The sequence below is a fragment of the Nocardia sp. NPDC006044 genome, assembly GCF_042871115.1.
Classification (GTDB): domain Bacteria; phylum Actinomycetota; class Actinomycetes; order Mycobacteriales; family Mycobacteriaceae; genus Nocardia.
Genome location: NZ_JBIAID010000003.1, coordinates 1,337,630 through 1,352,092 on the forward strand (window position 1 = coordinate 1,337,630; position 14,463 = coordinate 1,352,092).

General features: G+C 68.2%; 18 protein-coding genes. 12 read left to right on the top strand and 6 right to left on the bottom strand.

The annotated features are described in order from the left end of the window. Nucleotides 1–21: 21 nt before the first annotated feature. The 4 genes from ACFYO1_RS30735 (at nucleotide 22) to ACFYO1_RS30750 (ending at nucleotide 3,179) form a co-directional block, all read left to right on the top strand. Nucleotides 22–1,257 carry a PQQ-binding-like beta-propeller repeat protein gene (locus ACFYO1_RS30735; protein ID WP_387238278.1) on the top strand — a complete coding sequence of 412 codons (1,236 nt, stop codon included), beginning with the start codon at nucleotides 22–24 and terminating at the stop codon, nucleotides 1,255–1,257. Between the two features lie 77 nt (nucleotides 1,258–1,334). After that, entirely contained in the window at nucleotides 1,335–1,946 is a 612-nt protein-coding gene (locus ACFYO1_RS30740; RefSeq protein WP_387238281.1) for an acid phosphatase, read from the top strand. Continuing rightward, complete coding sequence (locus ACFYO1_RS30745) at nucleotides 1,943–2,428, top strand: GNAT family N-acetyltransferase (RefSeq protein ID WP_387238284.1); 486 nt, start codon at nucleotides 1,943–1,945, stop codon at nucleotides 2,426–2,428. Before ACFYO1_RS30740 ends, ACFYO1_RS30745 begins: the two co-directional genes overlap by 4 nt. Nucleotides 2,429–2,438: 10 nt before the next feature. Then, nucleotides 2,439–3,179: an endonuclease V gene (locus tag ACFYO1_RS30750; protein WP_387238287.1), complete on the top strand. Its 741-nt coding sequence runs from the start codon at nucleotides 2,439–2,441 to the stop codon at nucleotides 3,177–3,179. Here the strand turns inward: ACFYO1_RS30750 and ACFYO1_RS30755 are convergent. Beyond that, on the bottom strand, nucleotides 3,152–3,580 hold the full coding sequence (locus ACFYO1_RS30755) for a hypothetical protein (RefSeq protein ID WP_387238291.1): 429 nt from the start codon (nucleotides 3,578–3,580) through the stop codon (nucleotides 3,152–3,154). The two genes, ACFYO1_RS30750 and ACFYO1_RS30755, sit on opposite strands and share 28 nt — an antisense overlap. Nucleotides 3,581–3,676: 96 nt before the next feature. On the opposite strand from ACFYO1_RS30755, the gene ACFYO1_RS30760 reads away from it, so the two are divergent. Both ACFYO1_RS30760 and ACFYO1_RS30765 read left to right on the top strand, forming a co-directional pair. Further along, nucleotides 3,677–4,621 carry a diacylglycerol/lipid kinase family protein gene (locus ACFYO1_RS30760; protein WP_387238294.1) on the top strand — a complete coding sequence of 315 codons (945 nt, stop codon included), beginning with the start codon at nucleotides 3,677–3,679 and terminating at the stop codon, nucleotides 4,619–4,621. Between the two features lie 252 nt (nucleotides 4,622–4,873). Beyond that, nucleotides 4,874–5,128 carry a WhiB family transcriptional regulator gene (locus tag ACFYO1_RS30765; RefSeq protein ID WP_011211115.1) on the top strand — a complete coding sequence of 85 codons (255 nt, stop codon included), beginning with the start codon at nucleotides 4,874–4,876 and terminating at the stop codon, nucleotides 5,126–5,128. 116 nt (nucleotides 5,129–5,244) lie between these two features. On the opposite strand, the gene ACFYO1_RS30770 is transcribed toward ACFYO1_RS30765, so the two are convergent. Beyond that, complete coding sequence (locus ACFYO1_RS30770) at nucleotides 5,245–6,759, bottom strand: sensor histidine kinase (protein WP_387238296.1); 1,515 nt, start codon at nucleotides 6,757–6,759, stop codon at nucleotides 5,245–5,247. A gap of 22 nt (nucleotides 6,760–6,781) precedes the next feature. Next, complete coding sequence (locus ACFYO1_RS30775) at nucleotides 6,782–6,997, bottom strand: biotin/lipoyl-binding carrier protein (RefSeq protein WP_387238299.1); 216 nt, start codon at nucleotides 6,995–6,997, stop codon at nucleotides 6,782–6,784. Nucleotides 6,998–7,135: 138 nt separating this feature from the next. Here ACFYO1_RS30775 and ACFYO1_RS30780 point away from each other — a divergent pair, with 138 nt between their 5' ends. After that, nucleotides 7,136–7,210, top strand: coding sequence for a 50S ribosomal protein bL37 (locus tag ACFYO1_RS30780; protein ID WP_110293457.1), 75 nt, complete (start codon nucleotides 7,136–7,138; stop codon nucleotides 7,208–7,210). Nucleotides 7,211–7,289: 79 nt separating this feature from the next. Here ACFYO1_RS30780 and rsrA read toward each other — a convergent pair whose 3' ends face one another. Both rsrA and ACFYO1_RS30790 read right to left on the bottom strand, forming a co-directional pair. Next, nucleotides 7,290–7,559, bottom strand: coding sequence for a mycothiol system anti-sigma-R factor (gene rsrA / locus ACFYO1_RS30785; RefSeq protein ID WP_387238712.1), 270 nt, complete (start codon nucleotides 7,557–7,559; stop codon nucleotides 7,290–7,292). 20 nt (nucleotides 7,560–7,579) lie between these two features. Then, a complete protein-coding gene (locus ACFYO1_RS30790) occupies nucleotides 7,580–8,215 on the bottom strand; it encodes a sigma-70 family RNA polymerase sigma factor (protein ID WP_150402473.1) in 636 nt (211 codons plus the stop codon). 300 nt (nucleotides 8,216–8,515) lie between these two features. Between ACFYO1_RS30790 and ybaK the strand changes: the two genes are divergently transcribed. Both ybaK and ACFYO1_RS30800 read left to right on the top strand, forming a co-directional pair. Further along, the gene (gene ybaK / locus ACFYO1_RS30795; RefSeq protein ID WP_387238304.1) at nucleotides 8,516–9,007 is read left to right on the top strand and encodes a Cys-tRNA(Pro) deacylase; all 492 of its coding nucleotides are present in this window, start codon (nucleotides 8,516–8,518) and stop codon (nucleotides 9,005–9,007) included. A gap of 75 nt (nucleotides 9,008–9,082) precedes the next feature. Beyond that, nucleotides 9,083–9,394 (top strand): hypothetical protein, encoded by a 312-nt coding sequence (locus ACFYO1_RS30800; RefSeq protein ID WP_387238307.1) that lies wholly within the window; start codon nucleotides 9,083–9,085, stop codon nucleotides 9,392–9,394. A 23-nt stretch (nucleotides 9,395–9,417) separates the two neighbouring features. Here the strand turns inward: ACFYO1_RS30800 and ACFYO1_RS30805 are convergent, their stop codons facing one another. Then, the gene (locus ACFYO1_RS30805) at nucleotides 9,418–10,203 is read right to left on the bottom strand and encodes an SOS response-associated peptidase (protein ID WP_387238310.1); all 786 of its coding nucleotides are present in this window, start codon (nucleotides 10,201–10,203) and stop codon (nucleotides 9,418–9,420) included. Nucleotides 10,204–10,407: 204 nt separating this feature from the next. Between ACFYO1_RS30805 and ACFYO1_RS30810 the strand changes: the two genes are divergently transcribed. From ACFYO1_RS30810 to rsgA, 3 genes are all read left to right on the top strand, one after another. Then, a complete protein-coding gene (locus ACFYO1_RS30810; protein WP_387238313.1) occupies nucleotides 10,408–11,916 on the top strand; it encodes an aldehyde dehydrogenase family protein in 1,509 nt (502 codons plus the stop codon). A gap of 222 nt (nucleotides 11,917–12,138) precedes the next feature. Next, nucleotides 12,139–13,431 carry a 3-phosphoshikimate 1-carboxyvinyltransferase gene (gene aroA, locus ACFYO1_RS30815; RefSeq protein ID WP_387238316.1) on the top strand — a complete coding sequence of 431 codons (1,293 nt, stop codon included), beginning with the start codon at nucleotides 12,139–12,141 and terminating at the stop codon, nucleotides 13,429–13,431. Further along, nucleotides 13,428–14,444, top strand: a complete 1,017-nt coding sequence (gene rsgA / locus ACFYO1_RS30820) for a ribosome small subunit-dependent GTPase A (RefSeq protein ID WP_387238715.1) — start codon at nucleotides 13,428–13,430, stop codon at nucleotides 14,442–14,444. Before aroA ends, rsgA begins: the two co-directional genes overlap by 4 nt. Nucleotides 14,445–14,463: the final 19 nt, after the last annotated feature.

Here is a 14,463-nt window from a genome sequence, read left to right on the forward strand (position 1 = left end):
GGATCCGCTACTCTCGCAACCGTGCTCGCACCCGAGCGGCGAACGCGCGCCGACGTCATCTCCGCTGCCGCGATCGCCGTACTCGTGGTGATCGCGGCGGTGGTGGTGTGGGTACGTGGCGATGCGCACGGCACCGAGTCGGTGACCGCCAGCTCGCCCGTGCCGACCCCCGTCGCCGCCGACCAGCTGCCGACCACGCTGCGCGAGCTGTGGCACGCGCCGGACTCGGCCAGTGGCCGGGCCCTGACCTCCGCGGGCGTCGCGGTCACCGGTGACGAGGGCACGGTCACCGGCCACGATCCGCGCACCGGCCAGGGCCTCTGGCATTACCGGCGCGACATGCCGCTCTGCGGGATCGAAGGCCAGTTCAGCACCGTGGTCGCGGTGTACCGCGACGAACGCGGTTGCAGCCAGGCCACGCTGCTGGCCGGCGAGAACGGCGCCCGGCGCACCGCGCGCAGCAGCTACATGGACGAGTCCGTGCGGCTGTCCGTCGACGGCACCTACGTGCTGGCGCAAGGCCCGAAGCGACTGGAGATGTGGCGCTCGGATCTGGTGCGCACCATCGAGTACGGGTTCGTCGACGCGCCGGTGAACGTGAAAACCCAACCGCGCAAAGGCTGCACGCTGCTGTCCGCGGGTTCCAGCCCGTCCCGGCTCGGCGTGCTGGAACGATGCCCCGAGGACGCCGCCGACCGGTTGACCATGCTGAACCCCGCGCCCAAGGACAACACGGTGCCCGAGGAATTCGGCTCGCACGTGCTGACCGGCGCCGGATCGGACTCTCCTGACGCGCGGGTTCTCGCGGTGTCGGACAACCGGATCGTGCTCTACCTGCCCGGCGCACCCGCCACGGCCGGCGTGGAGGCCGCGGCGCCGCGCCTGGCCGTCTTCGACGCGACCGGCAATCCGATTGTGGTGCACCAGCTTTCGGCACCGCTCAGCGACAAGACGACGACCACCCGAATCGGTTCGGCCTACCTGGTTTTCACCGGCAACAGCGTGATCGCGTTGAACGGCAGCACCTTCGACCCGATCTGGACCGCCGCGGGCGCGCTCGGCGCGCCCGCCATGATGGCGGGCAGGCTGCTCATGCCGACCGCGGGCGCGATCGCCGCCCTCGATCCTGCCACCGGCGCCGAGGTCGGCCGCATCCCGGTCGAGCGCCCCGGCTACACCGGCGCGCCCATCTCCCTCGCGGTGCTCGGCACCACCGTGCTCGAACAGCGCGGCACCGAGCTCTACGCCCTCGGTTGACCCTGGACCAGCCGCGCCGACCGGGGGTAAGACCGGCCGGGCGGTCCGGTCCGGCACGGGTGAACCATGATGGATCCATGTCCGTACTCGATGACGCCCGACTAGTGCTGCTACGCCACGGCGAGACCAGCTGGTCGACGCAGCGCCGCCACACCGGTCGCACCGACCTGCCGCTCACCGCGCACGGGGAGGATCAGGCCAGGGCCGCGGGTCCGCTGCTGACCGCGCTGAAGCTGCGTGATCCGCTGGTGTTCGTCAGTCCGCGCCGGCGCGCGGCGCAGACCGCGGAACTGGCCGGGCTCACCGACGTCACCGTCGACGACGACCTGGCCGAATGGGACTACGGCGACTACGAGGGCCTGACCACCCCGCAGATCCGCGAGACCGCGCCGGACTGGACCATCTGGACCGGCGCCGTACCGGGCGGCGAGTCCGCGGACGCGGTGCGGGCCAGGGCCGATCGGGTGCTCGACGCGGTGGCCCCGCTGCTGCCCGAGCGGGATATAGTGCTCGTCGGGCACGGACACTTCTCCCGGGCATTGATCGCCCGCTGGGCCGAATTCGAGCTGCGGGAGGGCCGCCGGTTCGCCATGTCGACCGGCGCGCTGTCCGTGCTCGGCTTCGAACACGACGTGCGAACCATCCTGGCGCACAACCTGGTTCCGACCGCCAATGGAGTGACACTGTGACTGCACAACTACGCCGCGCCGTCCCCGCCGACGTGCCCGGACTGGTCGGCCTCGTGCACGACCTCGCCGCCTACGAGCGGGCCAGCGACGAATGCACGGTCACCACAGCGCAATTGGACACCGCGCTGTTCGGTCCCGAGCCGAAGGTCTTCGCGCACGTGGTCGAGGAGGACGGCGACCTGGTCGGCTGCGCGATCTGGTTCCTGAACTTCTCCACCTGGAACGGCGTGCACGGCATCTACCTGGAGGACCTCTACGTCAAGCCGGAAACGCGTGGCAAGGGCTACGGCAAGGCGTTGCTCGCCACGCTGGCCAAGGAGGCCGTGGACAACGGCTACAGCCGGCTCGACTGGGCGGTGCTGACCTGGAACAAACCCTCCATCGATTTCTACGAATCCCTGGGCGCCGCAGCGCAGGACGAGTGGGTCGGCTACCGCCTCACCGGCGAACCGCTCGGCAAGCTGGCCAAGGAAGCGCAGTGACTCACCGACGATGACCTGGCTCGCCCCGATCGATGAGCACGCCTGGCCGACCACGCCCGAAGCGGCCATGGCGGTCCAGGACGAATTACGACCGAAGGTCGAAACCATCGGGACAACATCGGGATTCGACACCGTCGCGGGCATCGACTGCGCCTACTCCGAGACCGGCGCGGTCGCCGCGGCCGTCGTGGTGCTGAACGCGACCACCTTGAAAACCGTCGATTCCGCTGTCGCACACGGCACTACGGAGTTCCCCTACTCCCCCGGCCTGCTCGCGTTCCGCGAATTACCCACGACCATGCGGGTATTGGCGCAACTCGCCGCCGCACCCGGCCTACTGGTCTGCGACGCACAGGGTTTGGCCCATCCCCGGCGCTTCGGCTTCGCCTGCCATCTGGGCGTGCTCACCGGCCTGCCGACGATCGGCGTCGCCAAATCCGGCTGGGGCGACTACCTCGAACCGGCTCCCGAACGCGGCGCCCGCACCGACATCACCATCGACGGCGAGGTCGTCGGCGCGGCCCTGCGCACCAGAACCGGGGTGAAGCCCGTCTTCGTCTCGATCGGCCACCGCATCGACTTGGACACCGCGTGCGCCCAGGTCCTCGCGCTCACGCCGAACTACCGGCTCCCGGAAACCACCAGGCGCGCCGACTCGCTGTGCCGCACCGCACTCGCCGGTCGGCCGTCAACGGGGCCGGACAGCCGATCAAGTCCCGTTGATCAAGATTTCTCCGGCTCGATCGCGTAATCCGCGGCCATCCAGCGCGTCGACGCCGGGGCGAACAGCAGCACCAGCGTCGCGATGACCACCGCCCCGAGCAGCGTGCCGAACACCGGCTGATGCGAATCGGTGAGCAACGACCAGGTGACCGGCAACAGCAGCAACTGCGCGATCACCGCGATCGCGCGCCCCCAGCGCTTGCCCAGCAGCAGGCCGATGCCCGCGGCCAGCACCGCCCCGCCGAGGATGCCGAACCACGCGGCCGTGCCGTATCCGCTGGTCTTGGACTGATCGTGGCCGAGCAACCCGCGCACGATCAGAACCAGCGCGACGATCACCGCGACCGCGCCCTCCAGCGTCACCAGCCCGCCTGCGCCGCGCACCGTCCTCGGCACGCCACCGGAAACGTCACCCTTGCTCTCAGCCACCCGCCAAGCCTACGACCCGCCGTAGTCGACGTCGCCGCGACCGTTGCGGTTCAGCGGCTTTTCGGACCGGCACCGGCGGCGATTAGGCTGCGGGACGTGCGGACGCTGCTGATCGTGAATCCGAATGCCACCTCGACCACTCCGGCGACTCGGGACCTGCTGGCGCACGCGTTGGAGAGCCGCACCCAGCTGACCGTCGCGCACACCCAGCACCGCGGCCACGCCGCCGAACTGGCCCAGTGGGCGGCCACCAACGAGATGGATCTGATCGTCGTGCACGGCGGCGACGGGACGGTCAACGAGACCATCAACGGCTTCCTGCCGCTGCCCGAACTCAACGACGGACAGGCCTGGCTGCCCCGGCTCGGCGTGATCCCCGGCGGCTCGGCGAACGTCTTCGCGCGGGCGCTCGGTATCTCCCCGGATCCGGTCACCGCTACGAACCAGCTCATCGACCTGCTGACCCTGGACCGGGACCGCCGGATCGGCCTCGGCCTCGCCGACGACCGGTGGTTCACCTTCAGCGCCGGCGTCGGCCTGGACGCGGACGTCTGCGAGGCGATCGACGAGAGCCGCGCCCGCGGCAAGACCGCGACCCCGGCCCGCTACCTGCGCACGACCGTGCGGCAGTTCTTCCGGGCCAAGCGCAAGGAGCCGAGCGTCCGGATCGAGGTCCCCGGGCACGAAACCATCGACGGCGTGCATTACGCCTTCGTAACGAACACGACCCCCTGGACCTACCTGGACAGCACCCCGGTGCACACCAACCCCGGCACCAGGTTCGAGGACGGACTCGGCGTGTTTGCCGTGCGTTCCATGGCGGTACTGCCTACACTGCTGCTTGCCAGGCAGCTCTTGGCAGTCGAAGGAAACCCCAAGTCTCGCAATTTGTTTCGCGAAGACAACGTTCCTTCCGTGCGCGTCGAGACGAAGGAACCCATCGGTCTGCAAATCGATGGCGACTTTATCGGGAAGCGCAACGTGGTGGATTTCACGGCCGTGCCCGCCGTCCTGGATGTCGTGGCGCCGCGACCAGAGTGATGCACGAAACGCACGAAAAACATCGTGGTAGTGCTGCGAAAACTGGGTAGAGCGAGTACAAAGGACCGGGCAGGTTCCCCTGACGGGGGCCGATAGAGCGTGAGCTTCCCCACGGTGCACCAGATACCTATTGACATCTACGGTGTTCGTGAAAGCATTCACAAGCAACCGTGCGGAAACATTCGAGTCGCACAAGTGAACGATCCACAAACCGTCGGCGCCATTTGCGGCGCCCAGCAAAGGAGCAGAGGAATGGACTGGCGCCACAAGGCCATCTGTCGCGACGAGGACCCCGAACTGTTTTTCCCGGTGGGTAACAGTGGTCCTGCGCTCGCGCAGATTGCCGATGCCAAGCTGGTCTGCGCTCGCTGCCCCGTTACCGCTGACTGCCTGTCCTGGGCCCTGAAGTCCGGACAGGATGCCGGCGTGTGGGGCGGTATGAGTGAAGACGAGCGCCGGGCGCTCAAGCGTCGCAACGCACGCACGCGCACCCGCACCGTCGTCTAGCAGACGATCGGATTTACCGGACCATTCAGCCCCCGGTCCGGTAATCGCATTTAAGCCCGGCACCCCCGAGGTGCCGGGCTCTCTTGTGCCTCAACGCATATAACGAAACGACTTACTCAACGACCCGAGCGCCGGCCCAACGGAACTCGCAGTACCGCATCGGTACCGATGTCGGCGCCCGGATGCAGCCCGATCGAACCGCCGAGTTCGGCGGTCACCAGGGTCCGCACGATTTGCAGGCCGAGGCGGTCGGAGGATTCCAGGCTGAAACCGGTGGGCAGGCCGCGGCCGTCATCGCTGATGATCACGTCGAGCCAGCGCGCCGAACGCTCGGAACGGATTGTCACCGTGCCGTTCTCGCCGGAATCGAAGGCGTGCTCGATCGCGTTCTGCACCAGTTCGGTGAGCACCATCACCAGCGGCGTCGCGCGTTCGGCGGAGAAGACGCCGAGCGAACCGGCCCGGCGGACCTTGATCCGCGCGGTGTGCACGGTGGCCACGTCGGCCATGATCGGCAGCAGCCGGTCCACCACCTCGTCCAGGTCGACCTCTTCGTCCACCGACATCGACAGCATCTCGTGCACCGAGGCAATCGAGGTGACCCGGCGCACCGACTCGGTGAGCGCGACCTGCGCCTCCTCGTTCTCGGTGCGGCGCGCCTGCAACCGCAGCAGCGCGGCGACGGTCTGCAGGTTGTTCTTCACCCGGTGGTGGATCTCCCGGATGGTGGCGTCCTTACTGAGCAGCGCCCGGTCCCGGCGTTTGACCTCGGTGACATCGCGCACAAGCACTGCGGCACCGGCCAATTCACCGTGCGGGCGCAGCACCAGGGTGCGCAGCAGCACGGTCGCGCCGCGCGCCTCCACCTCCATCCGCCGCCCGGTGCGCCCGGCCAGCGCGGCCTGGATGTCGCCGACCACCTCCTGCGCGTCGAACGGATCGGTGATCAGCGAGCGGGTCAGCACCGCGAGATCCTGGCCGGCGAGATCGGCCTGCAAGCCCATCCGGTGATAGGCGGACAGCGCGTTCGGGCTGGCGTAGACGACGATGCCCTGGGTGTCGAGGCGGATGAACCCGTCACCGGCGCGCGGGCTGGAGTGCGTGGCCGCGCGGTCCTCGGTGGTCGGGAAGGTGCCGTCGGCGATCATCTGGCACAGATCGTCGGCGCAGGCGACATAAGCGATTTCGAGGGTGCTGCGCACCCGGGAGCGCTGCACGTCGGTGTCTCGGCTCAGCACCGCGATCACGTCGTCGCCACAGCGCACCGGGATGGCCTCGCGCACCGCGTGCACCGGGGTCGGGTGATAGACGCCGGCGGTTTCCACGTCGCGATCGGCGCGCACGATCTTGCCGGACATCAACGCCTCGAACACCTGCGGATGGTCGGCCTGCAAGGCAAGGGTGCCGACCAGGTCCTCGTGATGCACGGTGGAGGCCGTGGTCGGACGGCATTGCGCGACACACACGATGTCCGCCCCCGCGGCGATCGGACCGGCGCCGACCCAGAGCTGCAGGTCGGCGAAGGACAGATCGGCCAGCAGTTGCCAATCACCCACCACGCGCTGCAGATGGTCCACGGCGACGCCGGGTAGGTCGGTGTGTTCGGCTAATAGCTCGCTCAGCGTCGCCATGAAGATCTACCGCTATTCGCTTCTAGGAGATGACCGCGATGAGATGGCCGGCCTTGATGGCGTCGCCCGCTTTGACGCCGATCGAGGTCACGGTGCCGCCGACCTCGGCGAGCACCGGGATCTCCATCTTCATCGACTCGAGGATCACCAGGGTGTCACCCTCCTTGACCGTGTCGCCCTCTTTCACCACGACCTGGAAGACGACCGAAACCAGCTCGGCGAGCACTTCCTCAGCCATCTGACACCCCATTCGTTCGGTTGGTACGCCGCAGCTCAGTCGGCGAGTCCGAGCGGTCGGGCCGGCCGGTCCGCATCCGCTGAAGGTATAGCCAACCACACGTGAAAGAATGGCCTTCAATCAGAAGGGAGACTACTCATGGGCAAGCGCGGACGTAAGAAGCGTAGTCGCAAGGGCAACGCGGCCAACCACGGCAAGCGGCCGAACTCCTGAGCGAAAGCTCGGCTGAAAAACGCAGAGCGGCACGCACTTCCGCAGGGAAGGCGTGCCGCTCAGTTGTTTGCGAGGTGGCCTAGGAGTCGGCGGAGTCGACCTTGGTCTCCACCACGGTCACCGTCCGGCGAATCTCGAAGGTCAGTCGCTCGCGCAGCGCGTCCGGCGCGCGGTCGCCGCCGCACTTGCGGCTCAGCAGACCCTTGATCTTCTCCTCGATGCCGTAGGCCTCGATGCACGGCGAGCAATGATCCATGTGGTGCTGCAACCGAGCACGGGTCTCGTCATTGCACTCACCATCGAGCATCAGCCAGATATCGGTGAGTACGGCCGTGCAGTCGAGGTCCATATCGGGGTCCCGCTCCGCATTCACTGCTTGACCTCCTGGCGTTCCCCCGACCGATTGAATCCACGTTCGCGCGCCACATCGGCGAGCAAACCCTTGAGCTGCTTGCGACCACGGTGCAGCCGGGACATCACGGTACCGATGGGGGTGCCCATGATGTCGGCGATTTCCTTATATGGAAATCCTTCGACATCGGCGTAATACACGGCCATCCGGAATTCCTCCGGAAGCTCCTGCAACGCGGCCTTGATGTCGTCGTCGGGAAGTGCATCCAGTGCCTCGACCTCGGCCGAACGCAGACCCTGCGAGGTGTGCTCGGCGGTTGCCGCGAGCTGCCAGTCGGTGATCTCGTCGGTCGGGTACTGCGCGGGCTGGCGCTGCTTCTTGCGATAGGAGTTGATGTAGGTGTTGGTCAGGATCCGGTAGAGCCAGGCCCGCAGGTTGGTGCCCTCCTTGAAGGACTTGAATCCCTGAAACGCCTTGACGTAGGTCTCTTGCACCAGGTCCTCGGCGTCGGCCGGGTTCCTGGTCATCCGCAGCGCCGCACCGTAGAGCTGGTCGAGCAGCGGGAGCGCGTCGCGCTCGAACCGCTGGGCCAGCTCGGTTTCGTCGACCGCGGCACCGACTCCGTCGGTCACCACGTGATCGTCGCTCGTCACACCTGTCCCTTCGATCGCCGTACCTGCCAAATCTACCGGTACTGGCACATCGAAAGAGAATCCGGCATCCGTCGGTGACGCCTTCGTCCAGATCGGACGTTCGTCGAGCAGCACTGGCACCGACATCTCCTTCACGTCATTTACTGGGCTGATCAGTGGCTACGGCCGGGAATCGCGTCCCGTCCGTGCGCTGTGTATTCGCTTCCAACATGCGGGACACGTCCTCTGTTCCCGCGGCGAAACGCCAGCCGGGCAAATTCCGTTGCGGGCCGAGTGGGTGTCGTCGTTAAGGTCGTCGGCATGGCAGGAGCCTCGACACCGGCGATCCGGACGCTCACCCAGGCCGGTGTGGCCCATCGGGTGCACGCCTACACCCACGATCCGCGCGCCGATTCCTACGGCGCCGAGGCGGTGGACGCGCTGGCCGCCGAGCTGGGGCTGACCGCGGCGCAGATCTTCAAGACGCTGGTGCTCGAGCTGTCGAACGGATCGCTGGCCGTCGCGGTGCTGCCGGTGCCGAATACGTTGTCGCTCAAGGCCGCGGCGGCCGCGCTCGGCGTGCCGAAGGCGAGCATGGCGGACAAGGCGAAGGCCGAACGGACCACCGGCTACGTGCTCGGCGGCATCTCCCCGCTCGGTCAGCGCAAACTGCTGCCGACCGTGGTGGACGATTCGGCGCTGAACTGGGACCGCGTGCTGTGCAGCGCCGGGCGGCGCGGGCTGGAGATCGACCTGGCGCCCGCCGACCTGATCCGGCTGACCGCGGCGGTGACCGCCACTGTGAGGACCTGACAATCCACTTGATTCGGGACAATCTGTGCGTCAATGGACGGGCCAGATTCGTCCGACTCGAGGATGTGATGCGAAATGCCCGCGCACCAGCGTGTACGCACCGTGATCGTCGCCCTGCTCGGAACCTTCGCCGTCGCCCTCGGCGCGGTCGCGGTAGCCGCCCCGACGGCGGTGGCCGCGCCGATCGTGACCCAGGTCGACTTCCCGTTCGACGGCCTCGGCACCGACGACGCCCCGAGCACGCCGAGTGCGCCGAAGGCGGACGACAAGGGAAAGAAGGCCGAGAATCTCGGCGGCGCCGTCACCAACAAGGTGATCGACCTGGTCACCGGCATCGTCAAGTGCGGGCTGAACATCGCCAGCCCGGCCGTGAAGTGCTCGCTCTGAGGTAGTTCCGCGGAGCCGGGCGGTCAGAGCAGACTGATCTGCCCGGCTTCTTCGTCCTCGGACACCTGGTCGAGCAGTTCCGGCCCGTTGTTCTTCACGCTGTTGACCAGCGACGGCACCGGCCGCGCCACGATGCCCGCGATCGCCGCCTCGCTCGGCGTCTCCAGCAGTTCCGCAGGCGCCGGGTTGTCCGGGTCCAGCCACGCGTCCCAGTGCTCCTGTGGCATCGGCAGCGGCATCCGATCGTGGATGCGGGTCAGGTCGCCGACCGCGTCGGTGGTCAGGATGGTGCAGGACAGCAGCGGGTCGCTGTGCTCCAGCGACTTGTCCCGCCAGACCGACCACAGGCCGGCCATGTACAGCCGGGAGCCGTCGGCCTGCGACATGAAGAACGGCTTCTTGACCGCCTTGCCCTTGGCGTCCGGGTCCGGCTCGACCACCCACTCGTACCAGCCGTCCATCGGGATCAGGCAGCGCCGGTATTCCACCGCGTCGCGAAACGACGGGGTGGTGGCGGCCTTGTCGGCGCGCGCGTTGAACAGCGGCTTGCCCTTCACCGGCACGCCCGGTTCGGCGGCCTTGGTCCACAACGGGATCAGCCCCCAGCGCATCCGGCGCAGGCGCAGCCTCGGGTCGTCGTCCTTGTGGCCGTGCTCGTGCCGCTCCACCACGGTCAGGATCTGGGTGGTCGGGGCGACGTTGTAGTTGGTGAAAGTGCCCGAGCCCGGGGTTGATTCGGTTTCATCGAGCGCATCCAGTTCGGCCGCCAGCCGACCCGGATCCGTCGTGGTCGCATATCGTCCGCACATATCTCGATACTTCCACCTGCCACCGACATTCTCATGGACAATTGATCCATAGCTGGTGACCAGTTGAGAGTTTTGACCTACCATTCTCTCAGAGGATGGGTGGTCCGTGCCCGTCCGCTGACGCATGCGCACCGACCGGCCACCGCCAGGAGTATCCGGGATCGACGTCGTCCCGAACCCCATCGGCAAGAGGAGAAGCTCACCGTGACATCCACCGACACCAAACCTGCCGACCACGACACGGCGCTCACGTCGGTCAATCCCGCCACGGGCGAGGTGATCGGCACCCATCCGATCGCGGACGACGCGGCGGTGCGCGCGGCGGTGGCCAAGGCCCGCACGGCCGCCGCAACCTGGGGCGCGTTGAGCTACGACGAGCGCAAGACGCACCTGCTGCGCTGGTCGAGCCAGTTGGTCAAGGATTCCGACGAGTTCTGCAAGCTGATCCACGACGAGAACGGCAAGCCGCTCGACGACGCCTTCCTGGAACTGATGCTCGCGCTCGAGCACATCGCCTGGGCGGCCAAGAACGCCAAGAAGGTGCTCGCGCCCAAGAAGGTCTCCCCCGGCGCGTTCATGTCCAACTTCGCCGCCCGGGTCGAACAGCGCCCGCTCGGCGTGGTCGGCGTGATCGGCCCGTGGAACTATCCGGTCTACACCCCGAACGGCTCCATCGGCTACGCGCTCGCCGCCGGCAACACCGTCGTGTTCAAGCCCAGCGAGTTCTCCACCAGCATCGGCAATTTCCTCGCCGACGCGTTCGCCAAGGCCAACCCGGACCTGCCCGAGGGCGTGTTCATCACCGTCAACGGCTACGGCGCCACCGGCGCGGCCCTGGTCAAGGCGGGCGTCGACAAGCTCGCGTTCACCGGCTCCACCGCGACCGGCAAGCGGATCATGGCCGCCGCCGCCGAGAACCTCACCCCGGTGCTGCTCGAATGCGGCGGCAAGGACGCGGTGATCGTCGCGGGTGACGCGGACGTGCGGGCCGCCGCGGACGCGGTCGCCTGGGGCGCCACCGCGAACAGCGGCCAGACCTGTGCGGGCGTCGAGCGGGTCTACGTCGACCGGTCGGTGCGCGACGAGTTCGTCGCCGAGGTGAAGAAGATCCTGGAGAAGGTCGGCCCCGGCTCGGGCGCCGAGGCCGCCTACGGCCCGATGACCATGCCCAGCCAGGTCGACATCGTGCGCAGGCACATCGAGTCCGCGCTGAAGAACGGCGGCACCGCGGTGCTCGGTGGCCCGGAATCGGTGAAGGCGCCGTTCATCGAGCCGGTCGTGCTGGTCGACGTGGACGAGAAGTCCGAGGCGGTGCAGGAGGAGACGTTCGGCCCGACCGTCACCATCCGCACCGTCGACGGCGTGGACGAGGCGGTCGAGCTGGCCAACAGTTCCAAGTACGGGCTGTCCTCGGCGGTGTACTCGAAGAAGAACGGCCTGGAGATCGCGCGCCGGCTGCACGTCGGGGCCACCTCGGTGAACTCGGTGCTCGCCTTCGCCGCCATTCCCGGCCTGCCGTTCGGCGGCGTCGGCGATTCCGGCATCGGCCGCATCCACGGCGAGCCGGGCCTGCGCGAATTCGCTCGCCCGCACTCGATCGCGGTGCAGCGCTTCGCGATTCCCGGCATGGCTCTGCTCAGCTACTCGCGCACCCAGTCCACGATGAAGCTGCTGCGCAAACTGGTCCCGTTCATCCACGGACGGCACAAGTAAGGAATTCGGTTGCGCGAGAAGCCCGTAGTAGTCGAGCTGGAAACTCGGCGTCCCCGCCGAATCGACCACCACGGAGCGAGCCCGACGAGCGACCCGTTCGCGGCCGTCTCGCGGCCGAGCGGTCGAAGCGCATGCGCCGAAGGCGCGAGTCTCGACCGCTCGGACGCGAGACTAAGGGGCCGCGAACCACGCCGCGGCCACGCGGCCAATTAAGCTAGCCTCGTGAGTTTCTGGCCAGCGCCCCATGTCGATGTCCCTGTGCACGCGACCGTGACCCTGCCTGGATCGAAGTCGATCACGAACCGGGCATTGATTCTGGCCGCACTGGCCGACGGTCCGTCGACGCTGTCCGGCGCGTTGCGCAGTCGCGACACCAATCTGATGATCGCCGCACTGCGCGCGCTCGGCACAAGTATCGAGGGCGAGGCCGACACGCTGACCGTCACCCCGGCCCCGCTGCGCGGCGGCACGGTCGACTGCGGGCTCGCGGGCACCGTGATGCGCTTCCTGCCGTCGGTGGCCGCGCTGGCCGACGGCGACGTGGCGTTCGACGGTGACGCGCAGGCCCGAGTCCGCCCGCTGAGCACCATCTTGGACGCGCTGCGCACCCTCGGCGCCGACATCGACGGCGACGCGCTGCCGTTCACCGTGCACGGCACGGGCGCGCTGCGCGGCGGCACGGTGACCATCGACGCCTCCGGGTCGTCGCAGTTCGTGTCCGGCCTGCTGCTCTCGGCGGCCCGGTTCGACGAGGGCCTGGTCGTGCATCACGACGGCAAGGCGCTGCCCTCGATGCCGCACATCGAGATGACCGTGGAGATGCTGCGCCGGGCCGACGTGCAGGTGCAGGCGCCCGAGCACAGCCGGCTGGCGCAGACCTGGCAGGTCGCGCCCGGCCCGATCCGTGCGGTGGACTGGGAGGTCGAGCCGGACCTGTCCAACGCGACGCCGTTCCTGGCCGCCGCCGCGGTCACCGGCGGCGAGGTCCGGATCCCGCACTGGCCGCGGCTCACCACTCAGCCCGGCGACGTGATCCGGGAGATCCTGGTCCGGATGGGCGCCGAGGCGCGCGTCTTCGACGGCGTGCTGACCGTGCACGGCCCCGATCGCCTGGCCGGCATCGATATCGACCTGCACGACGTCGGCGAGCTGACCCCGACGGTCGCGGCCCTGGCCGCGCTCGCCGATTCCCCGTCGCACCTGCGCGGCATCGCGCATCTGCGCGGGCACGAGACCGACCGGCTGGCCGCGCTGTCCACCGAGATCAACCGGCTCGGCGGCAAGGTCACCGAGACCGAGGACGGCCTGGAGATCGAGCCCGTCGAATTGCACGGTGGCCGTTGGCATTCCTACGCCGATCACCGAATGGCAACGGCCGGAGCGATTCTCGGCCTGCGGGTGCCGGACATCGAGATCGAGGACATCGGCACCACGGCCAAGACGCTGCCGAATTTCGTTGCGCTGTGGGAGCACATGCTCGATCCGTCGCTCTCCGATCAAGGGGCGGTGCACTGAGAAAGCGCGAGTACGACGAATCCGACGTCCGGGTCCGCCCGGGCAAGAGTTCGCGTCCGCGCACGAAAACCCGTCCGCAGCACAGTGATGCGGAATCCGCCATGGTGGTGTCGGTGGACCGCGGCCGCTGGGGTTGCGTGCTCGGCGACGATCCGGACCGGCACATCGTCGCCATGCGCGCCAGGGAGCTCGGCCGCACCCCGATCGTGGTCGGCGATCAGGTAGACGTGGTCGGCGATCTGTCCGGCCGGCCCGACTCGCTGGCCCGCATCGTGCGGGTCGCCGAACGCCGAACGGTGTTGCGGCGCACCGCCGATGACACCGATCCGTTCGAGCGGATCGTGGTCGGCAACGCCGAGCAGCTGTTCATGGTGGTCGCGCTCGCCGACCCGCCGCCGCGGACCGGATTCGTCGAGCGCTGCATGGTCGCCGCCTATGCCGGCGGCCTGCGTCCGGTGCTGTGCCTGACCAAGCACGATCTGGACGCCGAGTCCGACTTCGCTTCCGCCTTCGAGGATCTCGACCTCACCATCGTCTACGGCGGCGTCGACGATCCGCTCGAACCGGTCCTCGACCTGCTCACCGGGCGGCTCACCGCGTTCATCGGACATTCCGGTGTCGGCAAGTCGACCTTGGTGAATCGTCTTGTGCCGGACGCCTATCGGGCGGTCGGCGAGGTGTCCGGGGTCGGCAAGGGCAAACACACCTCCACCCAATCCGTGGCGCTACCGCTGCCCGGCGGCGGATGGGTCATCGATACGCCGGGCATCCGGTCCTTCGGTCTGGCGCACATCACCCCCGACGACGTGGTGGCCGCGTTCAGTGACCTCGCCGCCGCCATCGAGGACTGTCCGCGCGGCTGCACGCATCTCGGCCCGCCCGCCGACCCGGAGTGCGCGCTGGACAAACTGCCGGGCAAGCAACGCCGGGTGGCCGCCATCCGCCTGTTGCTCACCGCGCTGAACGCCAACGAGCACTGGCAGAACAACAGCGGCCCGCGACCGGTCGAGTAGCCGGGCAGAGCACAGCTGG

What these genes read in the sequence shown, in the direction of transcription:
- ACFYO1_RS30740 (WP_387238281.1), top strand. Translation starts at nt 1,335, where the DNA reads ATGTCCGTACTCGATGACGCCCGACTAGTGCTGCTACGCCACGGCGAG.
- ACFYO1_RS30750 (WP_387238287.1), top strand. Translation starts at nt 2,439, where the DNA reads ATGACCTGGCTCGCCCCGATCGATGAGCACGCCTGGCCGACCACGCCC.
- ACFYO1_RS30765 (WP_011211115.1), top strand. Translation starts at nt 4,874, where the DNA reads ATGGACTGGCGCCACAAGGCCATCTGTCGCGACGAGGACCCCGAACTG.
- ACFYO1_RS30770 (WP_387238296.1), bottom strand. Translation starts at nt 6,759, where the DNA reads ATGGCGACGCTGAGCGAGCTATTAGCCGAACACACCGACCTACCCGGC.
- ACFYO1_RS30775 (WP_387238299.1), bottom strand. Translation starts at nt 6,997, where the DNA reads ATGGCTGAGGAAGTGCTCGCCGAGCTGGTTTCGGTCGTCTTCCAGGTC.
- rsrA (WP_387238712.1), bottom strand. Translation starts at nt 7,559, where the DNA reads ATGGACCTCGACTGCACGGCCGTACTCACCGATATCTGGCTGATGCTC.
- ybaK (WP_387238304.1), top strand. Translation starts at nt 8,516, where the DNA reads ATGGCAGGAGCCTCGACACCGGCGATCCGGACGCTCACCCAGGCCGGT.
- ACFYO1_RS30800 (WP_387238307.1), top strand. Translation starts at nt 9,083, where the DNA reads ATGCCCGCGCACCAGCGTGTACGCACCGTGATCGTCGCCCTGCTCGGA.
- ACFYO1_RS30805 (WP_387238310.1), bottom strand. Translation starts at nt 10,203, where the DNA reads ATGTGCGGACGATATGCGACCACGACGGATCCGGGTCGGCTGGCGGCC.